Consider the following 18649-nt stretch of genomic DNA (forward strand, 5'->3'; position numbering starts at 1 on the left):
GAGAGGAAAAGTGGAGCCATGCTCAACTCAGCGAGATGCCGTCCCCCCGCCCGCAGGCGCGCCCTCGCCGCACTCGCCCTCACCCTCGGACTGCTGACCGGCGCCTGCGGCTCGGGAGGCGGATCATCGTCCTCCGGCGGCTCGGACGCCGCACCGGCATCGGCGAACGCCCGTGCCACGGCGGCCGAGAAGCAGCTCGCGAAGAACACGATCGTGCCCCTGAAGGGCAAGGCCCCCGCCCCGAAGCTGCCGGTGACCGTGGACTCCTCCGACGGCCGGAAGGTCACCGTCGAGGACGCCTCCCGCATCCTGCCGCTCAACGGCGGCGTGGCGGAGATCGTGTTCACACTGGGTCTCGGCGACCAGGTCGTGGGCCGCGACATCACCGCCACCTTCGCCGAGGCGAAAAAGCTCCCCCAGGTCACCAAGGCGCACGACGTGAGCGCGGAGAGCGTGCTGTCCCTGCGGCCGACCGTGGTGCTCGCCGACACCGACACCGGCCCCGACGAGGCGCTCGACCAGATCCGGGACGCCGGCATCCCCGTCGTCGTCCTCGACCCGGCGACGAAGCTGTCCGACGTCACCACGCGCACGACCCGCATCGCCGAGGCCCTCGGCGTCCCCGACGCGGGCAAGGCGCTCAACCGGCGGATGAGCGACGAACTCGCCGCCGCCCGGGACGCCGTGCCCGAGGGCAGCAAGCCCAAGGTGGCGTTCCTCTACCTGCGCGGCAGCGCGGCCGTCTATCTGATCGGCGGCAAGGGCTCCGGCGCCGACTCCCTGATCGAGGCCGCGGGCGCGGTGGACGCGGGCACCGAAGCCGGCCTGGACAAGCCCTTCACCCCCATCACCACCGAGGCCCTCGCCCAGGCCCAGCCGGACGTCATCCTGATGATGTCCAAGGGCCTGGAATCGGTCGACGGCATCGACGGACTCGTCAAGATCCCCGGCATCGCCCAGACCCCCGCCGGCATGAACCGCCGCGTCGTCGACGTGGAGGACGGCGTGCTGCTGGGCTACGGCCCGCGCACGCCGCTGGTCATCGACATCCTGGTGGACCGCATCCACGGCAAGTGAACGAAGCGGGCGGGCCTACGGGAAGGTGTAGGCCTCCACCTCGGCGAGATACCGCGCCCGCAGCTCCTCGTCGTCCTCCAGGAAGGACGCGAGGAAGGAGTTGCGGGCGAGCTCCCGCAGCCGCTCCTCGCTCAGGCCCAGGGTGGCGCGCACGGCGTCGAAGTTCTCACCGGCGTACCCGCCGAAGTAGGCCGGGTCGTCCGAGTTCACCGTGCACATGAGACCGGCGTCCAGCATGGCGGGCAGGGGGTGGTCGGCGAGGGTGTCCACGGTCCGCAGCCGGACGTTCGACAGCGGGCACAGCGTCAGCGGCACCCTGTCGCGCACCAGCCGCTCCACCAGCGCCGGGTCCTCCACACAGCGCAGGCCGTGGTCGACCCGCTCCACGCCGAGGATGTCCAGCGCCTCGGTGATGTACTCCGGCGGCCCCTCCTCACCGGCGTGCGCGACCCGCCGCAGCCCGAGCGCGGCGGCTGCCTCGTAGACCTCGCGGAACTTCACCGGCGGGTGCCCGACCTCGGCCGAGTCGAGGCCGACGCCGGTGATCCGGTCCAGGTACGGCTTCGCCGCGTCCAGGGTCGCCAGGGCCGACTCGGCGGACTCGTCGCGCAGGAAGCACAGGATCAGCCGGGTCGAGACACCATGGTTCGCCTCGCTGCTGCCCAGCGCCCGCCACAGCCCCTCTACGACCGTGCCGATCTCCAGCCCCCGGCTGGTGTGGGCCTGCGGGTCGAAGAAGATCTCGGCGTGCCGCACCCCCTGAGCGGCGGCGCGGGCGAGGTATTCATTGGCCAGGTCCTCGAAGTCGCGCTCGGTGCGCAGGACGGCCATGAGCTCGTAGTACAGGTTCAGGAAAGACTGCAGATCCTCGAACCGGTACGCCTCGCGCAGCTCGTCCGTGTCGGCGTACGGCAGCGTGACGCCGTTGCGCGCGGCAAGCTCGAAGGCGAGTTCCGGTTCCAGGGTGCCTTCGATGTGAAGGTGCAGTTCGGCTTTGGGGAGGGACATCAATTCATCGTACGGCTGATTCACCGACGCTTCGGAACCGGCACTCTCAGTAGATCGTGCGCCACGGTCAGCTCACCCTCGTAGCCGGCGGCCCGCGCCTGCCGCTCGAACTCGTCCGGGTCCGTGTACCGCTGACTGAAGTGGGTCAGCACCAGATGCCGCACACCGCCGTCCCGGGCCACCCGCGCGGCCTGTCCCGCCGTCAGATGGCCGTGCTCCACAGCGAGTTGCTCGTCCTCGTCGAGAAAGGTCGACTCGATGACGAGCATGTCGCAGCCCTCGGCGAGCGCGTACACCCCGTCGCACAGCCGGGTGTCCATGACGAACGCGAACCGCTGCCCGCGCCGCACCTCGCTCACATCGTCGAGCGCGACCCCGCCGAGCGAGCCCTCACGCTGGATCCGGCCGACGTCCGACCCCTTGATCCCGTGCGCGGCGAGCCGCTCGGGCAGCATGCGGCGGCCGTCGGGCTCGACGATCCGGTAGCCGTACGACTCAACGGGGTGCGACAGCTTCCGGGCGTCCAGCGTGTAGGTGCCCGCACGGGCGAGGGGCCCGTCGGCGGAGACGGGCGACTGGGTGATGTCGACGGTCTCGCGGTAGGCGGTGGCGTACCGGAGACGGTCGAAGAAGCGCTGCCCGGAGAGGGGGTAGTGGGCCGTGATCTCGTGCGGCACCTTGTCGAGGTTGATGCGCTGGATGACGCCGGCGAGGCCGAGGCTGTGGTCGCCGTGGAAGTGCGTGACGCAGATCCGGTTCAGGTCGTGCGCGGCGACCCCGGCCCGCAGCATCTGGCGCTGCGTGCCCTCCCCGGGGTCGAAGAGGATGCCCTCGCCGTCCCAGCGCAGCAGGTAGCCGTTGTGGTTGCGGTGCCGGGTCGGCACCTGGCTGGCGGTGCCGAGGACCACGAGTTCACGTACGGACAAGGCGGACTACCCGGGGGGCCATTCGAGGCCGCGGCCACCGAGCACATGGCCGTGCACGTGCCAGACGGTCTGGCCGGCGCCGCTGCCGGTGTTGAAGACGAGGCGGTGGCTGTCGAGCTTCTCCTCGTCGGCGACGGCCTGGGCCTCGCGGATCACGTCCGCGGTGAGGCCGGGATCGGCGGCGGCGAGGGCTGCGGCGTTCTCGTAGTGCGCCTTGGGGATGATCAGGACGTGGGTGGGGGCCTGGGGGTTGATGTCGCGGAACGCGACGGTGGTGTCTGTCTGCCGCACGATGGTCGCCGGGATGGTGCCGGCGACGATCTTGCAGAACAGGCAGTCTTCCTGGGGCTCCCCTGCCATGTTTCCTCCGGAGGTTGGGCCGTGTGGTCCGACTCGGGCATCGTATCGTCGTCGGGTGCGGGTGCGTTTGGGCTGGTCGCGCAGTTCCCCGCGCCCCTTAAGTTGGCAGGCCTGGGGGCGTTTTTGCCGGTACTGCCTCCAGAGCTTCCAGTGCCAGCCGGATTGCTTCATCCAGTTGGGCGTCTCTGCCCGCCACGTAGTCCTGGGGGCGCTGGACGACCTCCACATCCGGGTCCACCCCGTGGTTCTCGACGCCCCACTCATAGCCCTCGAGCCAGAAGGCGTACTTGGGTTGGGTGACCAGGGTGCCGTCGACGAGGCGGTAGCGGCTGTCGATGCCGATGACGCCGCCCCAGGTGCGGGTGCCGACCACCGGGCCCAGGCCCAGGGCCTTGATCGCGGCGTTGACGATGTCGCCGTCGGAGCCGGAGAACTCGTTGGCGACGGCCACGACAGGGCCGCGAGGGGCGTCCTCGGGGTAGCTGTAGGGGCGCATGCCGCGCGGGACCGCCCAGCCGACGATGCGCCGGGCGAGTTTCTCGATGACCAGCTGGGAGGTGTGGCCGCCGCGGTTCTCGCGGACGTCGACGACCAGGCCCTCGCGGGCGACCTCGACGCGCAGGTCACGGTGGATCTGGGCCCAGCCGGGCGCCTGCATGTCCGGGACGTGCAGATAGCCGAGACGGCCGCCGGACTTCTCGTGGACGTAGGCACGCCGGTCTGCGACCCAGGCGTGGTAGCGCAGCGGCTCCTCGTCCGCGACCGGGACGACGACGGCGTGCCGGGGGTCGCCGCCGCCGGACGGGGAGATGGTCAGCTCCACCGGCTTGCCCGCCGTGCCGATCAGCAGCGGGCCGGGCCCGGCGACGCGGTCGACCGGCTGTCCCGCGATCGCGAGAATCGCGTCCCCGGGGCGTACGGCGACACCGGGTGCGGCGAGCGGGCTGCGGGCGTCCGGGTCGGAGGTCTCCGAGGGGAGGATGCGGTCGACGCGCCAACTGCCGTCCTCGTGGCGGGAGATGTCCGCGCCGAGCAGGCCCTGACGGGCGCCGCGGCCGTAGCCGCCGCGCGGGGTGACGTAGGCGTGCGAGGTGCCGAGTTCGCCCTGGACCTCCCACAGCAGATCGACGAGGTCGTCGTGGGTGGCGAGGCGCTCGACGACCGGGCGGTAGCGGTCGAGGACGCCGGACCAGTCGACGCCGCTCATGTCCGGCCGCCAGAAGTGGTCCCGCATGATGCGGCCGTTCTCGTCGAACATCTGCCGCCACTCGGCGGCCGGGTCGACGAACTGGCGTACGCGGCCGAGGTCGACGGTGATATTGGAGTCGCTGTCGTCGTCGTTCGAGGCGCGCCGGTCGCTGGGGACGACCTTCAGCCGCCCGTCCGTCCACAGCAGCACCCGCTTGCCGTCGCCGCTGACCGCGAAGTGGTCGGCGTCGACGGCGAGATGCTCGACCCGCTGCTGGGCGAGGTCGTAGCGCTCCAGCTCGGACTTGGGCTCGGGATCGTCCGGGGTGGCCCGGGACGCGCCGAGCACTCCGGAGACCGGGTGGCGCAGCCACAGGACGCCGTCCTTCGCGGCCCGCAGGTTGGAGTAGCGGGCGGCCTCGACCGGGAAGGGCACGATGCGGTCGGCGAGGCCCTCGATGTCGATGCGGGTGGTGGGGGTGCCCTCGCTGTCGGGGGTCTCCTCCCGGTCGGGCGTCTCGAAGGACCGGCCGTGCCGCTGCGGCCCGAACGGGGAGGGCGTGGTGGCCGCGAGGGTGATCAGATGCGGCCGGGCGCCCTCCACGAAGGCCAGGTCGAAGACGTGCTCGTCGTAGACCGGGTCGAAGGAGCGGGTCGACAGGAAAGCGAGGTGCTTGCCGTCCACCGTGAACGCGGGCGCGTAGTCCTGGAAGCGCAGCGGGGTCGCCTCGGCGACCGACAGGTCGGTGGTGTTGGCGAGCTTCAGCTGGCACAGGGGCCGCGGTCCGGGGTGGGACCAGGCCAGCCAGGCGGAGTCGGGCGAGAAGACGAGCCCCGACACATCACCGTCCTCGCTCCGGTCCACCTCCCGCACCTCACCCGTCTCCCGCTCGACGAGCAGCAGCCGCCCGTCGTGCGAGGCGACGGCCGCACGGCTGCCGTCGGGCGCCATGGCGAGGTCCAGCACCCGGCCGAGCTGCCCGGCTGCGAGCCGGCGCGGCGTCGCCCCCGGGGCGAGCCCGGTGGCTGGCGCGAACTCCAGGGCGTCGTCGCCCTCGGCGTCCGTCACCCACACCACCCACTCCTCGCCGTCGGCGCGGAAGGCGCGCGGCTGCCGGGCCCGCACGCCGGGCGTCGCGGCGAGGGCGCGGGCGGGGCCGGCGCGGTGGGTGACCCAGTGGACGGAGCCTCGTACGGAGACGGCGCTGCCGCGCGCGGTGTGGTCCGGGGACGCCGACCCGAACGACCGGGAGGCGTGCAGCGGAAACGGCTGAAGATCGACGCGCTGCCCGCCCAGCCGCACGTCCAGCCGACGCGGCTCGGCCCCGTCCAGATCATCGAGCACCCACAGCTCACCGGCGCTGGAGTAGACGACCCGGGTGCCGTCGGTCGCGGCGTGCCGGGCGTAGAACCCGTCGAGCGGCGTGTGCCGCCGCAGATCGGCCCCGTCGGCGAGGGAGGAGTAGAGCGCCCCGGTGCCCTCGTGATCGGAGAGAAAGGCGATGCGCTCACCGGCCCACAGCGGATACTCGACGTTCCCGTCCAGCTCCTGATGCAGCCGTACGAACTCCCCGTCCCCCTCCCGGTCGATCCACAGCTTCCCCGCGGTACCGCCCCGGTACCGCTTCCACCAGGCGGCCTCGCGCCCCATCGGCGCGCTCAGCAGAACCACACTCGGCCCGTGGGCGACGTCACCGACGGGCCCGTACGGCAGGGTGGTGGCCGGACCGCCGTCGAGCGGAACGGCACGCGCCCAGGTACGGCGCAGGCTCGCCTGCCCCTGCGTGCTGATCGCCAGGACCTCGCCGTCCGGGGTCCAGCCGCGCACCTGGGTCTTCGAACTTCCCCAGTACGTCAGCCGCTTGGCGGGTCCGCCGTCGGCCGGGGCGATGTGCACCTCGGGAGCGCCGTCGCGGGTGGAGGTCCACGCGACGGTGGTGCCGTCGGGCGAGATGCGGGGCTGGGTCACCGGCACGTTGTCGGCGCTGACCCGCCAGGCCCGGCCGCCGTCGAGGGGAGCGAGCCACACGTCGTCCTCGGCGGTGAAGGCGACCAGGTCGCCGTGCACGTGGGGGAACCGGAGATAAGCAGGCGATGCGGACTGAGTCACCCGATCACCCTATGCAGGGACGGCGCCACGCGGACAGACTTCGGATCACTTGCCCTCGACAGGGCGGCAGTCCGGATAGCGCTCGCACCAGATGGTCTGTGTGACGGTCACGGTGACGGTGGGCCCGGGCTGCCCGTTCGTGGGCCCGCCTCCGACGGGCGACGGAGTGGCATCACAGTTGCCGAGCCCGTCGACCTCGAACCACACCTTGCCGTCGACCTTGGCGGTGATCTTCCCGCGCACGCATTCGCCGTCCACGGCGTGGGTGACCCTGCCGGTGACGACGATGTCCTTCCCGTCCTCGGTCTCCCCCTCACAGTCGACGGTCGCGACGGTCTTCTCACGTGCCGAGGGCGAGGCGTTCCCGCCCTTGCCGGATTCCCCGTACGAGGCGGTACACGTCAGCCAGCGCACACCTGCCTTCTGGCGGTTGAGCTCCTTGGTGACGGTTTCGTCGGTGGTGTACGCGACGGCCGCGGAGCTGATGCCACCGCCGGGTTCACAGGCGACCGCGCCGCCTACGACAACCACCGCGCATGTCACCGCGACCGCCGCCCTACGGCTGCGCGGCCCCCGCCCAATCCTCCTCAATACCCCCATGGAGGGCAGCCTGCCACCGACGAGGGCGGGGCGGTAGGGCGCATACGGCCACTCGGGGCTCCCGCACGTCACCTCCTCCCGGCCCGCTCCGGCTCCCCCCACTGCCCTGAGCCCTGACATGCCGACATGCCCAGAGACCGCCGACGCAAGAGGCTCGGCGTCAGCCGCGCAGCAGCAACCACTCCTGCAGCTCCACCAAGTTCCCCTCCGGGTCCTTGAGGTGAGCTACGCGCATGCGGTCGGTCAGAGGTGCCGGGCCGTGCAGGACCGTGGCGCCCCGCAGGGTGATCTCCTCGCAGTAGGTGTCCAGTGCGTCGACGCGCAGAACGACCAGGGAGCGATGGCCGGCCGCAGGGTCGCCCAGTTCGTCGAGGATCTCGGCCATCATCGTGCGGTCCTGCAGGGCGATCCCCGCCGAGCCGACGGCGGGGCTGAACTTCTCGTACGGCCCGTCCGCCGCGCCCGACTGCGGCTTGAGGCCGAGAACCTCGCCGTAGAAGCGGTAGCAGGCGGCGAAGTCGGTGACGAGCAGTCGTACCTGTGCGAGTTCCACGGTGCCTCCGGGAAGGATCAGGACCAGCGGCCGGTGCGGGCCAGGAGCACCGCGGCAGCCGCCGTGCCGGCAGTCGAGGTGCGCAGCACACTGCGCCCCAGCCGGTACGCCTTCGCCCCCGCCTCCTCGAACTGCGCCAACTCCTCGGGCGCCACGCCCCCTTCGGGCCCAACGACCAGCACGATCTCACCGGAGGACGGCAGTTCGGCGGTCGCCAGCGGCTCGTCCCCGCTCTCATGGAGAACGCCGGCGAACTCGGCCCCGGCCAGCAGCGCAGCGACCTGCTTGGTCGTCGCCGCCTCCGCGACCTCCGGAAACCGTACGCGGCGTGACTGCTTGCCCGCCTCCCGCGCCGTCGCCCGCCACTTGCCCAGCGCCTTCAGCCCGCGCTCGCCCTTCCACTGCGTGATGCAGCGCGCCGCCGCCCACGGCACGATCGCGTCGACACCGACCTCGGTCATCGTCTCGACGGCCAGCTCCCCGCGGTCGCCCTTGGGCAGCGCCTGGACGACGGTGACCCGGGGCCGCTCCTCCGGCTCCTCGGTCACCGAGTCCAGCCGGACGATCAGCCGGTCCTTGCCCTCCGTATCGAGCACGACGCAGTCCGCCCAGCGCCCGGCCCCGTCCGTGAGGACGATGTCCTCGCCGGGCCGCAGCCGCTTCACGGAGACGGCATGCCGCCCTTCCGGACCGTCGAGGACGTACCGGCCGCCGCCACCCGCGTCGAGGTGCTCGACGACGAACACCGGCGCGGTCACAGGACGCCGCCCCCACCCGACAGCACCGCGCGCGCCGTGGCGAGTTCACCGGCCAGCACCTCCACCAGCTGCCCGGCGGGCAGCTCCCGCGCCATCCGGTGGCCCTGCCCGGCCCACAGCGCCATCCCCTGCGCGTCCCCCGCCTTGGCGGCGGCCTTGCGCAGCGGCGAGGTCAGGTGATGGACCTCGGGGTAGGCGGGCGGCGCGTACGGGCCGTGCTCGCGCAGGAACCGGTTGACGAGACCGCGCGCCGGCCGCCCGGAGAAGGCCCGGGTCAACTCCGTACGCACGAACAGGGGGTTGGTCAGCGCCTGCTTGTGCAGGGCGTTCGCGCCCGACTCGTGCGTGGCGAGGAACGCGGTGCCGAGCTGGGCCGCGCTCGCGCCGGCGGCGAGGACCCCGGCGATCTGGCCGCCGCGCATGATGCCGCCGGCGGCGACGATCGGGATGCTCACGGTTTCCCGGATCTGCGCGACCAGCGACAGCAGTCCGATGCCGGCACCGTCCAGCTCAGGGATGTCCCGGTGGGTGCCCTGGTGGCCGCCGGCCTCGACGCCCTGCGCGATGACCCCGTCCGCACCCGCCCGCTCGACGGCCCGGGCCTCGTCGGGGGTGGTCGCGGCGGCGAGGACGAAGGTACCGACGCGGTGCAGGCTGTCGATGACCTCCCGGCTCGGCACGCCGAAGTGGAACGACACGACCGGCACGGGGTTGTCCCGCAGCACCGCGAGCTTGGTCTCGTAGCCGTCGTCGCGACCGCTGTCGGGATCGCCGAGCTCGGCCTCGTACCAGGTGGCCTCACCGGCCAGCTGGTGGGCATAGACATCGATGGAGGCGGGGTCGGCGTACTCGGGCTGCGGCATGAAGACGTTCACGCCGAAGGGCCTGCTCGTGAGGCTCCGGAGCTGCTTGATCTCCTGGTACACCCCGTCGGCCGTTTTGTACCCGGCGGCGAGGAATCCGAGCCCGCCCGCCTCGCACACGGCGGCGGCGAGCTGCGGTACGGAGACGCCACCCGCCATGGGGGCCTGCACGATCGGGTGCGGGAAGAGATCGGTCAGTGCGGAGGACATGACCGCATGTTGTCACGTCCTCCGAACAACTCCGAAACCGGCCTCCGTGTGGCATAGACCAGAGGAAAAGGCGCCGCGAAAAACCGATCAGCGCCCGTTGAACGCGTCCTTCAACCGCGAGAACAACCCCTGCTGCCCCGGCTGGAACTGCCCCGTAGGCCGCTCCTCGCCCCGCAGCTTGGCCAGCTCGCGCAGCAACCGCTCCTGCTCGGGGTCGAGCTTGGTCGGGGTCTGGACCTCGACGTGGACGATGAGGTCGCCGCGTCCGCCGCCCCGTAGGTGCGTGATGCCCCGGCCGTGCAGCGGGATCGACTGGCCGGACTGGGTGCCCGGGCGGATGTCGACCTCCTCCATGCCGTCCAGCGTCTCCAGCGGCACCTTCGTGCCGAGACACGCGGCCGTCATGGGGATCGTCACCGTGCAGTGCAGGTCGTCGCCGCGCCGCTGGAACGTGGAGTGCGGGAGTTCGTGGATCTCGACGTAGAGGTCACCGGCGGGACCGCCACCGGGCCCGACCTCGCCCTCGCCGGCGAGCTGGATGCGCGTGCCGTTGTCGACACCCGCGGGGATCTTCACGGTCAGGGTCCGCCGGGAGCGGACGCGGCCGTCACCGGCGCACTCCGGGCACGGCGTCGGCACCACGGTCCCGAAGCCCTGGCACTGCGGGCAGGGCCGGGACGTCATGACCTGGCCGAGGAACGACCGGGTGACCTGCGACACCTCACCGCGGCCGCGGCACATGTCACACGTCTGCGCACTCGTCCCCGGCGCGGCACCCTCGCCGCTGCAGGTGTTGCAGACGACGGCCGTGTCGACCTGGATGTCCTTGGTCGTACCGAAGGCGGCCTCGTCGAGCTCGACCTCGATACGGATCATCGCGTCCTGGCCGCGGCGGGTGCGCGAGCGCGGACCGCGCTGCGACGCCGTGCCGAAGAACGCGTCCATGATGTCGGAGAAGTTCCCGAAGCCACCGGCTCCGAAGCCGCCCGCGCCGCCGCCCGCGGCCTGCGAGAGCGGGTCGCCGCCGAGGTCGTAGACCTGCTTCTTCTGCGGATCCGACAACACCTCGTAGGCGGCGTTGATCTCCTTGAACCGCTCCTGGGTCTTCGGATCCGGGTTGACGTCCGGATGCAGCTCGCGTGCGAGCCGCCGGAAGGCCTTCTTGATCTCTTCCTGCGACGCGTCGCGGCGCACGCCGAGTACGGCGTAGTAGTCCGTGGCCACTACGACTCCGCCAGGATCTGTCCGACGTACCGTGCCACTGCGCGTACCGCTCCCATCGTTCCCGGGTAGTCCATGCGGGTCGGTCCGACCACGCCGAGCTTGGCGACTGCCTCGCCGCCCGAACCGTAGCCGACCGACACGACGGACGTGGAGTTGAGTCCTTCGTGGGCGTTCTCATGACCGATACGTACGGTCACGCCCGGATCCTTCGCCTCGCCGAGCAGCTTGAGGAGCACGACCTGCTCCTCGAGCGCCTCCAGCACCGGCCGGATCACCAGGGGAAAGTCATGCCCGAAACGGGTGAGATTGGCGGTGCCGCCGATCATCAGCCGCTCCTCGTTCTCCTCGACGAGCGTCTCCAGAAGCGTGGAGAGCACCGTGGAAACCGTACCCCGGTCCTCGTGCTCGAACGCCTCCGGGAGATCCTCCACCAAACTCGGCACATCCGCGAAACGGCGGTTCGCCACACGGCTGTTGAGCCGTGCGCGCAGATCCGCGAGCGAGGCCTCGCCGAAGGGCGCCACGCAGTCGACCACACGCTGCTCGACCCGCCCGGTGTCCGTGATCAGCACGAGCATCAGACGCGCGGGCGCGAGGGCGAGCAACTCCACATGCCGCACGGTCGACCGGGTCAGCGACGGGTACTGCACGACGGCCACCTGGCGCGTGAGCTGCGCCAGCAGCCGCACCGTACGCGCCACGACGTCGTCGAGGTCGACGGCACCTTCGAGGAAGTTCTGGATCGCGCGCCGCTCGGGCGCGGTCATCGGCTTGACGCCGGCCAGCTTGTCCACGAACAGCCGGTAGCCCTTGTCGGTGGGGATGCGCCCGGCACTGGTGTGCGGCTGGGCGATGTATCCCTCGTCCTCGAGGGCCGCCATGTCGTTGCGCACGGTGGCCGGGGAGACGCCGAGGCTGTGCCGCTCGGTGAGGGCCTTGGAGCCGACGGGCTCCTCGGTGCCGACGTAGTCCTGGACGATGGCGCGCAGCACCTGAAGCCTGCGTTCACTGAGCATCGCGCACACCTCCAGAAGTCTTCCGCTCGCGGCCCTGCCTGTCGTGGCCTGGCACTCTGCGCGTGCGAGTGCCAGCATTCCCCGGCCCAGTGTACGGCGGTGGGGTGCACCCCCGGCAAGGCTGGTCGTGCGCTGTCGTGCCCGCGACGGGTGTCACCGCTAGCGTCGCCGTATGACGGTGACTTGGGAAGAGCTCGGGTGGGAGCGGGTGGCCGCCGGGGTGGGGCGGTGCCGGCTCCCGGTGTGGGACTGCACGGCGGGACTGGTCGCCGGTGAGGGCGCGGTCCTCATGATCGACGCGGGGTCGAGCATGGCCGAGGGCACGCGGTTGCGCACGCAGGCGCAGTCGCTCACCGGTCATCGTGTGACGCATCTCGCGCTGACCCACCCCCACTTCGACCATGTCTTCGGCGCGGCGGCGTTCCCGGAGGCGGAGGTTTTCGGCGCGGTGGGCGTGGACGCGGTCCTCACGCGTGTGCGGGACCGCGAGGAGCTGTGCGCGGACGCGGTACGCAACGGCCTGGCGGAGCCCGTGGCGCGGGAGTCGGCGGACCGGCTGGTCCCGCCCCGCCATCTGGTCTCCGGCGAGTGGACGCTCGACCTGGGCGGCGGCCGCCAGGTGCTGCTTGCGAACGTGGGCCCGGGGCATACCGCGCACGACCTGGCGGTGCTGGTGCCCGGTGATCCGGAGGTGGTGTTCTGCGGCGACCTGGTCGAGGAGTCCGGCGAGCCCCAGGCGGGCCCCGACGCGGTGCCGTCGCACTGGCCGGCCGCCCTGGACCGGCTGCTGGATCTGGGCGGCGAGGACGCGCTGTACGTGCCCGGTCACGGAGCGGTGGTGGACGCGGCGTTCGTCCGGGCCCAGCGGGACGCGCTGGCGGCGCGTTTCGGCGTGTCGCGGTGATCGCCCTGCGCCTTCTCCTATCGTCATTCGAATGCGCCAGTACTCCGCCGATCTGACCCCGCCGTGGAAGAAGCCGAAGCCGGTGCCCGAGGTTCCGGCGGATCCGGGCCTGGTGGTCGAGGAGGCCGGGACGGGCTTCTGCGGAGCGGTGATCCGCTGCGAGGCGGGCACGGTGACGCTCGAGGACCGCTTCGGCAAGCACCGCGTCTTCCCGATGGAGCCGCGCGGTTTCCTGCTGGAGGGCAGGGTGGTGACGCTGGTCCGCCCGGCGTCCGGCCCCGCCCGCCCCACGCGCACCGCCTCCGGTTCGGTGGCCGTCCCCGGCGCACGCGCGCGTGTCGCCCGCGCCGGCCGCATCTATGTCGAGGGCCGGCACGACGCCGAGCTGGTCGAGAAGGTCTGGGGCGACGACCTGCGCATCGAGGGCGTGGTCGTGGAGTACCTGGAGGGCGTCGACGACCTGCCCGCGATCGTCTCCGACTTCGCCCCTGGCCCGGACGCCCGCCTCGGCGTCCTGGTGGACCACCTGGTTCCGGGCAGCAAGGAGTGGCGCATCGCCGAGTCGGTGACGAGCGAGCACGCCCTGGTGGTGGGCCACCCGTACATCGACATCTGGGAAGCGGTGAAGCCGGCGTCCCTCGGCATCGAGTCCTGGCCCCGCATCCCCCACGGCCAGGACTGGAAAACGGGCGTATGCCGCGCTTTGGGCTGGCCGCCCAACACGGGCGCGGCCTGGCAACGGATCCTGTCGGGGGTGCGGTCGTACAGGGACCTGGAGCCGGAACTCCTGGGCAGGGTGGAAGAACTGATCGACTTCGTAACCGCCTAGCTGCATAGCTGCGGGCAATCGTGCCGCTGAGGGCGGCACGGGTGGGCGCAGCGGCACCCCGCTACGCCGGGCTGCGCCCCCACCCGCCCCGAGCACCAACCCCGAGCACTTCAGTCCACGAGATCCCGAACAACCCCATCGGCCAGCAACCGCCCCCGCAAGGTCAACACCGCACGCCCCTCCTCATACGGCCCTTCCTGAAGCAGCCCCTCCGACAGCGCCCTGCGCGAGGCAGCAAACCCCTCCTCCCGCAGCAACGCCAACGGCACCCCCTCCCGCAGCCGCAACTCCAGCAGAATCCGCTCCACCCGCCGGTCCTCGTCCGACAGCACCTCACGCCCGGCCCCAGGCGACCGCCCCGCCGCCAGCGCCCCCGCATAAGCCCCCGGATGCTTGACGTTCCACCACCGAACGCCCCCCACATGACTGTGCGCCCCCGGCCCGGCCCCCCACCAGTCGGCCCCGCGCCAGTACAGCTCGTTGTGCAGGCACCGCCCCGCCTCCGAAGTCGCCCAGTTGGACACCTCGTACCACTCGAAACCGGCCGAGGACAGCGCCTCCTCGGCGATCAGATAGCGGTCGGCGTGGACATCGTCGTCCGTCATGGGGACCTCGCCCCGGCGGATCCGACGAGCGAGCTGCGTCCCCTCCTCCACAATCAGGGCGTACGCGCTGACGTGATCAGGCCCGGCCCCGAGCGCCGCGCTCAGCGTGGCCCGCCAGTCGTCGTCGCTCTCCCCCGGCGTGCCGTAGATCAGATCCAGGTTGACGTGCTCGAAGCCCGCCGCCCGCGCCTCCGCCACGCACGCCTCGGGACGCCCGGGCGTGTGTGTACGGTCCAGCACCTTCAGCACATGCTGCCGCGCGCTCTGCATGCCGAACGAGATCCGGTTGAAGCCGCCCTCGCGCAGCGCGGCCAGATACGCCGGATCCACCGACTCCGGATTCGCCTCCGTCGTGATCTCGGCATCCGGCGCCAGCCCGAACTCGTCACGGATCGCGCCCAGCATCCGTACGAGATCACCGGCGGCCAGCAGCGTGGGCGTCCCCCCGCCCACGAACACCGTGCGAACGGGCCGCGGATCATCGCCCAGCACCTTGCGCGCCAGGCGGACCTCCTCGACCAGCGTCTCGGCGTAGTTGTCACGGGAGGCCAGCACACCGCCCGTGCCGCGCAGCTCGGTCGCCGTGTAGGTGTTGAAATCGCAGTAGCCGCAGCGGGTCGCGCAGTACGGGACATGCAGATAGAACCCGAGCGGACGGCCGGCGGCCCCGGCGAGCGCGGACAGGGGCAGCGCGCCGTCGTCGGGGACGGGCTCACCGTCGGGAAGTGCGGAAGGCATGCCTTCCATTGTCCAGCACCGGGACACTCACTCCGCCTGGAGCACCAGCAGCGCGAGATCGTCGGCCGGGGGCCGGGCCCCGAACTCGTGCACCAGCCGCTTGATCCGCTCGGCTATCAGCTCGGCGTCCAGCCCCGCGCACCCGGCGAGCGCCGCCGCGAGCCCGTCCTCGTCGTCGAACTGGCGGGAGCCGGAGCGGCGCTCGGTCACGCCGTCGGTGACGCACAGCAGCGTGTCGCCGGGCCGCAGCTCGAAGGTGTCGCTGGTGTACGTGGCGTCCTCGACGACCCCCAGGAGGGTCTGCGGCTGCGCTGTCGCGTGGACCTCGCCGCCCGCCCCGAGCAGCAGCGGGAGCGGGTGCCCGGCGGAGGCGACGGTGCAGCGGACACCGCCGTCGAAGGGGACCAGTTCGCCGTACAACAGGGACAGGAAGCGTGTCTGAGGGCCGTCGCCGGGCGGGGTCGGCCGGGCGCCCGCGGCCACCAGCGCCCGGGCCGCCGCGTCCGCGGCCTCCGTGGCGTCGTCGAGGAGGAGCTGGTTGAGGCGGTCGAGGACGTCGGCGACCCGGTAGCCCTCGCGGGCCAGCAGCCGCAGCCAGGGCCGGGCCAGGCCGATCACGACGGCCGCCTCGGGGCCCTTGCCCTGGACGTCACCGACAGCGAAGCACCAGCGGCCGTCACCGGCCGGGAACAGGTCGTAGAAGTCGCCGCTGGGACCGCCCTTGTCGTACGGCTCGTAGACGAGCGCGCTGCGCACCCCGGGGATCTCGGCGACGGCGCCTGGCAGCAGTCCGCGCTGGAGTACGGCGCTGATGGTGGCCTGGCGGGCGTACTGGCGGGCGGCGCCGATGGCGAGGGCGACGCGGCGGCTGAGATCCTCCACGAGTCCGGTGATCTCGTCGGGGAAGCCGGCGGCCCCGGACCGGCCGATGACCAGGGTGCCCAGCGGGCGTCCCCCGGCGACCAGCCGGTACGCGAGCGCCGACCCCGGCTCGCCCGGCGCCTCACCGAGCGCCTCGCCCGGCCAGGGGTAGTCGACGGGCCCGGACCCGGGCGGGTCGGACGGGTGCGGCGGGTCCTTCTCCAGCGCCTGGCGCAGCTCCTCGATGCGGTTCTCGCTGCCGTGCCAGACCCGGGCCAGGCGCGCCCCGCCCGCTCCGGCCCCGCCGCTCCAGCCGCCGCCGGTGGCCTCGTCCTCCAGCCAGACCGCGCACCAGTCGGCCAGTCGCGGCACGATCAGCTGCCCGGCGAGGGCGGCGACCAGGTCCTCGTCGAGCTGTCCGGCGAGCAGGTCGGAGGCCTCGGCGAGGAAGGAAAGGGCACCGCGGCCCAGCCAGGCACCGTCGCGTCCGTCACCGCCGCCCTCGTAACGATCCCGCCAGTCTCGTACGTCGTCCCAGTCACGCCAGTCCCGCATGCCACGGGAGTGCTGCGGGTCCTGCCGGTCGCGGGAACCGTGGGAGTCCTGTAGGTCCTGCCGGTCGCGGGAACCGTGGGAGTCCGGTAGGTCCTGCCGGTCCCGCACGCCCCGGGAGTCCTGTAGGTCCTGCCGGTCCCGCAAACCGCGGGAGTCCTGCGGGTCTTGCCCGTCCCGCAGACCACGGGAGTCGTGTGCGTGCTCCCGGCCCCGCCCGTCACGCCGACGCCGCCCGGCCTCCCTCGCCCCTCCCCCACCCGTGCCCGCATCCGCTCCCGTGTCACCCGGCTCCTCGGCCTCCCAGCCCTGGCGCGGCTCGGGCGCCAGGATCTCCGCCACCCGGAGCCCGCGCGCCAGCGCCTGCTCCTCGGCGTACGCCTCGATCTGCTCGCCCGCCGCGCACCCCCCGGCGGGCAACCGCGCCCACACGGTCTTCCGGCCCGTGCGGTACGTGATGCCCCAGGCCTCGGAGAGCGCGCCGACGAGCCGCAGGCCGCGCCCGTACTCGGGCATGTCGTGCGGTGTCTCCGGCTCGCCGCCGCGCGGGGCGCGCGAGGGGTGGTGGTCGCAGACCTCGATGACGAGCGCGGCCGTGTCGTTGTCGTCGGCGTCGCCGCCTTCGCCACCGTCGTTTTCCAGCCGGCACTCCAGCTCGACGTCGGTGCCGGCGTGCACGACGGCGTTGGTGACGAGTTCGCTGACCACGAGCGTGGCGTCGTCGGCGAGGCGGTCGGTGAGGTGCTCGGTGCCGGGCAGACCGAGCCGGGTCCAGTCGGCGAGCGCCGAGCGCACGAGGGCGCGTGCGGTGCCCGGCGCGAGCGAACTGCCGGACAGGGTCGCGCGCGCCCGCGCGCGCTCCTGTGCGGGCGCCTCGAATATCGGTGCGGGCGCCGCGCAGGCCGGCGCGCACGCGTCGGGCGTGAGCGTCTCGGCAGTCGTTGCGGGCTCCTCGAAAACGGGCTCGTCCTCACCGGACGCAGGCGTCTCCGAAGCGTGTGCAGGCGCCTGCGAGGCACGGGAGGCGGTCTCCCGTTGCGTCGGAATGGCCCCCATGGACAGCTCCCCGGGCAGTTCGTACGAATACGCCACAGTCGATGCCGACAGAGTGACAGACTGACCACGCCCATAAGCGCCGAGTTACCGAAGTGGGCCGCCATGAGTGAGAACAGTGCTACTCCTGTGGTCGAAGATGGGTACGAAGACGGTCAGATTCGTACATCCGATCTGCGTCCACTGCTCGCCGCGATGACCGCCGCACGTGACGGCGACTTCACCAAGGTGCCGGAATCCGGCCACGGGATGGTGGCCGAACTCACCGCGGTCTTCAACCAGATCATGGACCGCAGCATCCACTTCACCACCGAGACACGGCGCGTGAGGCGGGAACTGGTGCGGCACGGCCGGCTCGACGAGCGCCTCTCGGCGAGTCCGGGCCAGGGTCTGTGGACGTCCCGCGTCAACGACGTGAACCAGCTGCTCGACGCCCTGGTCGCCCCGGCGGCGAACGCCACGCGGGTGCTGGACGCGGTGGCCGGCGGCGATCTGACCCAGCGGGTCGATCTGCACGACGGGACCCGGCAGTTACGCGGCGACCTGCGTCGTCTCGGGCGGGCCGTGAACACGATGGTGGATCAGCTGTCCCTGTTCACAGGCGAGGTGACGCGGGTCGCGCGCGAGGTCGGCACCGAGGGCCGGCTGGGCGGCCGGGCCAATGTGCGGGGCCTGTCGGGCAGTTGGCGGGACGTGACCGAGGCCGTCAACACCATGGCGTCCCGGCTGACGGCCCAGGTGCGGGACATCGCGGCGGTGACGACGGCGGTGGCGCGGGGCGATCTGACCCGCACGGTCACGGTGGAGGCGACCGGCGAGCTGCTGGAACTGAAGCTGACCGTGAACACGATGGTGGACCAGCTCTCCGCCTTCGCCGACGAGGTCACCCGCGTCGCCCGCGAGGTCGGCACCGAGGGCCAGTTGGGCGGCCGGGCACAGGTGCGGGGCGTGTCGGGGGTCTGGAAGGACCTCACCGACAACGTCAACTTCATGGCGTCGAACCTGACCTCGCAGGTCCGCAACATCGCCCAGGTGACGACGGCCGTGGCCAACGGCGATCTGTCGCAGAAGATCACGGTCGCCGCGCAGGGCGAGATCCTGGAGCTCAAGTCGACCATCAACACGATGGTGGACCAGCTCTCCGCCTTCGCCGACGAGGTCACCCGCGTCGCCCGCGAGGTCGGCACCGAGGGCAATCTCGGCGGCCGGGCTCA

The 18649-nt window shown here is 72.1% G+C and carries 16 protein-coding genes; 4 read left to right on the forward strand and 12 right to left on the reverse strand.

Translation table 11 applies throughout. The annotated features are described in order from the left end of the window. Positions 1-18: 18 nt before the first annotated feature. Entirely contained in the window at positions 19-1077 is a 1059-nt protein-coding gene (locus tag ACFT32_RS25690; RefSeq protein WP_382493527.1) for a hemin ABC transporter substrate-binding protein, read from the forward strand. 15 nt (positions 1078-1092) lie between these two features. Here ACFT32_RS25690 and ACFT32_RS25695 read toward each other — a convergent pair whose 3' ends face one another. From ACFT32_RS25695 to hrcA, 10 genes are all read right to left on the reverse strand, one after another. Then, positions 1093-2085 (reverse strand): adenosine deaminase, encoded by a 993-nt coding sequence (locus ACFT32_RS25695; RefSeq protein WP_382493530.1) that lies wholly within the window; start codon positions 2083-2085, stop codon positions 1093-1095. A gap of 20 nt (positions 2086-2105) precedes the next feature. After that, positions 2106-3011: a ribonuclease Z gene (locus ACFT32_RS25700; protein ID WP_382493533.1), complete on the reverse strand. Its 906-nt coding sequence runs from the start codon at positions 3009-3011 to the stop codon at positions 2106-2108. Between the two features lie 6 nt (positions 3012-3017). After that, positions 3018-3371, reverse strand: a complete 354-nt coding sequence (locus ACFT32_RS25705) for a histidine triad nucleotide-binding protein (RefSeq protein ID WP_215121481.1) — start codon at positions 3369-3371, stop codon at positions 3018-3020. A gap of 97 nt (positions 3372-3468) precedes the next feature. Next, positions 3469-6669: a S41 family peptidase gene (locus ACFT32_RS25710; protein WP_382493536.1), complete on the reverse strand. Its 3201-nt coding sequence runs from the start codon at positions 6667-6669 to the stop codon at positions 3469-3471. Positions 6670-6714: 45 nt separating this feature from the next. Further along, the gene (locus ACFT32_RS25715; protein WP_382493539.1) at positions 6715-7269 is read right to left on the reverse strand and encodes a hypothetical protein; all 555 of its coding nucleotides are present in this window, start codon (positions 7267-7269) and stop codon (positions 6715-6717) included. Between the two features lie 160 nt (positions 7270-7429). Further along, positions 7430-7822, reverse strand: coding sequence for a VOC family protein (locus ACFT32_RS25720; protein ID WP_382493541.1), 393 nt, complete (start codon positions 7820-7822; stop codon positions 7430-7432). A gap of 17 nt (positions 7823-7839) precedes the next feature. Next, the gene (locus tag ACFT32_RS25725) at positions 7840-8580 is read right to left on the reverse strand and encodes a 16S rRNA (uracil(1498)-N(3))-methyltransferase (RefSeq protein WP_382493544.1); all 741 of its coding nucleotides are present in this window, start codon (positions 8578-8580) and stop codon (positions 7840-7842) included. Next, entirely contained in the window at positions 8577-9653 is a 1077-nt protein-coding gene (locus ACFT32_RS25730; protein ID WP_382493546.1) for a nitronate monooxygenase, read from the reverse strand. The genes ACFT32_RS25725 and ACFT32_RS25730 overlap by 4 nt, the downstream gene beginning before the upstream one ends. Before the next feature lie 87 nt (positions 9654-9740). After that, positions 9741-10877, reverse strand: a complete 1137-nt coding sequence (gene dnaJ / locus ACFT32_RS25735) for a molecular chaperone DnaJ (RefSeq protein ID WP_382493548.1) — start codon at positions 10875-10877, stop codon at positions 9741-9743. Beyond that, positions 10877-11893 carry a heat-inducible transcriptional repressor HrcA gene (gene hrcA / locus ACFT32_RS25740; protein WP_382493551.1) on the reverse strand — a complete coding sequence of 339 codons (1017 nt, stop codon included), beginning with the start codon at positions 11891-11893 and terminating at the stop codon, positions 10877-10879. Before hrcA ends, dnaJ begins: the two co-directional genes overlap by 1 nt. A gap of 172 nt (positions 11894-12065) precedes the next feature. Here hrcA and ACFT32_RS25745 point away from each other — a divergent pair, with 172 nt between their 5' ends. Both ACFT32_RS25745 and ACFT32_RS25750 read left to right on the forward strand, forming a co-directional pair. Continuing rightward, positions 12066-12797, forward strand: a complete 732-nt coding sequence (locus ACFT32_RS25745) for an MBL fold metallo-hydrolase (protein WP_382493554.1) — start codon at positions 12066-12068, stop codon at positions 12795-12797. A gap of 31 nt (positions 12798-12828) precedes the next feature. Beyond that, positions 12829-13626 (forward strand): DUF3097 domain-containing protein, encoded by a 798-nt coding sequence (locus tag ACFT32_RS25750; protein WP_382493557.1) that lies wholly within the window; start codon positions 12829-12831, stop codon positions 13624-13626. Positions 13627-13736: 110 nt separating this feature from the next. Here the strand turns inward: ACFT32_RS25750 and hemW are convergent, their stop codons facing one another. Together hemW and ACFT32_RS25760 are read right to left on the reverse strand one after the other, a co-directional pair. Then, complete coding sequence (hemW, locus tag ACFT32_RS25755) at positions 13737-14969, reverse strand: radical SAM family heme chaperone HemW (protein WP_382493560.1); 1233 nt, start codon at positions 14967-14969, stop codon at positions 13737-13739. 27 nt (positions 14970-14996) lie between these two features. Beyond that, on the reverse strand, positions 14997-17438 hold the full coding sequence (locus tag ACFT32_RS25760) for a SpoIIE family protein phosphatase (RefSeq protein WP_382493563.1): 2442 nt from the start codon (positions 17436-17438) through the stop codon (positions 14997-14999). Between the two features lie 192 nt (positions 17439-17630). Here ACFT32_RS25760 and ACFT32_RS25765 point away from each other — a divergent pair. Beyond that, positions 17631-18649, forward strand: a 1019-nt coding sequence (locus ACFT32_RS25765) for a HAMP domain-containing protein (RefSeq protein ID WP_382493565.1), incomplete at its 3' end; no start/stop codon positions are given.

Source organism: Streptomyces sp. NPDC057002, assembly GCF_042673825.1.
Taxonomy (GTDB): Bacteria; Actinomycetota; Actinomycetes; order Streptomycetales; family Streptomycetaceae; genus Streptomyces.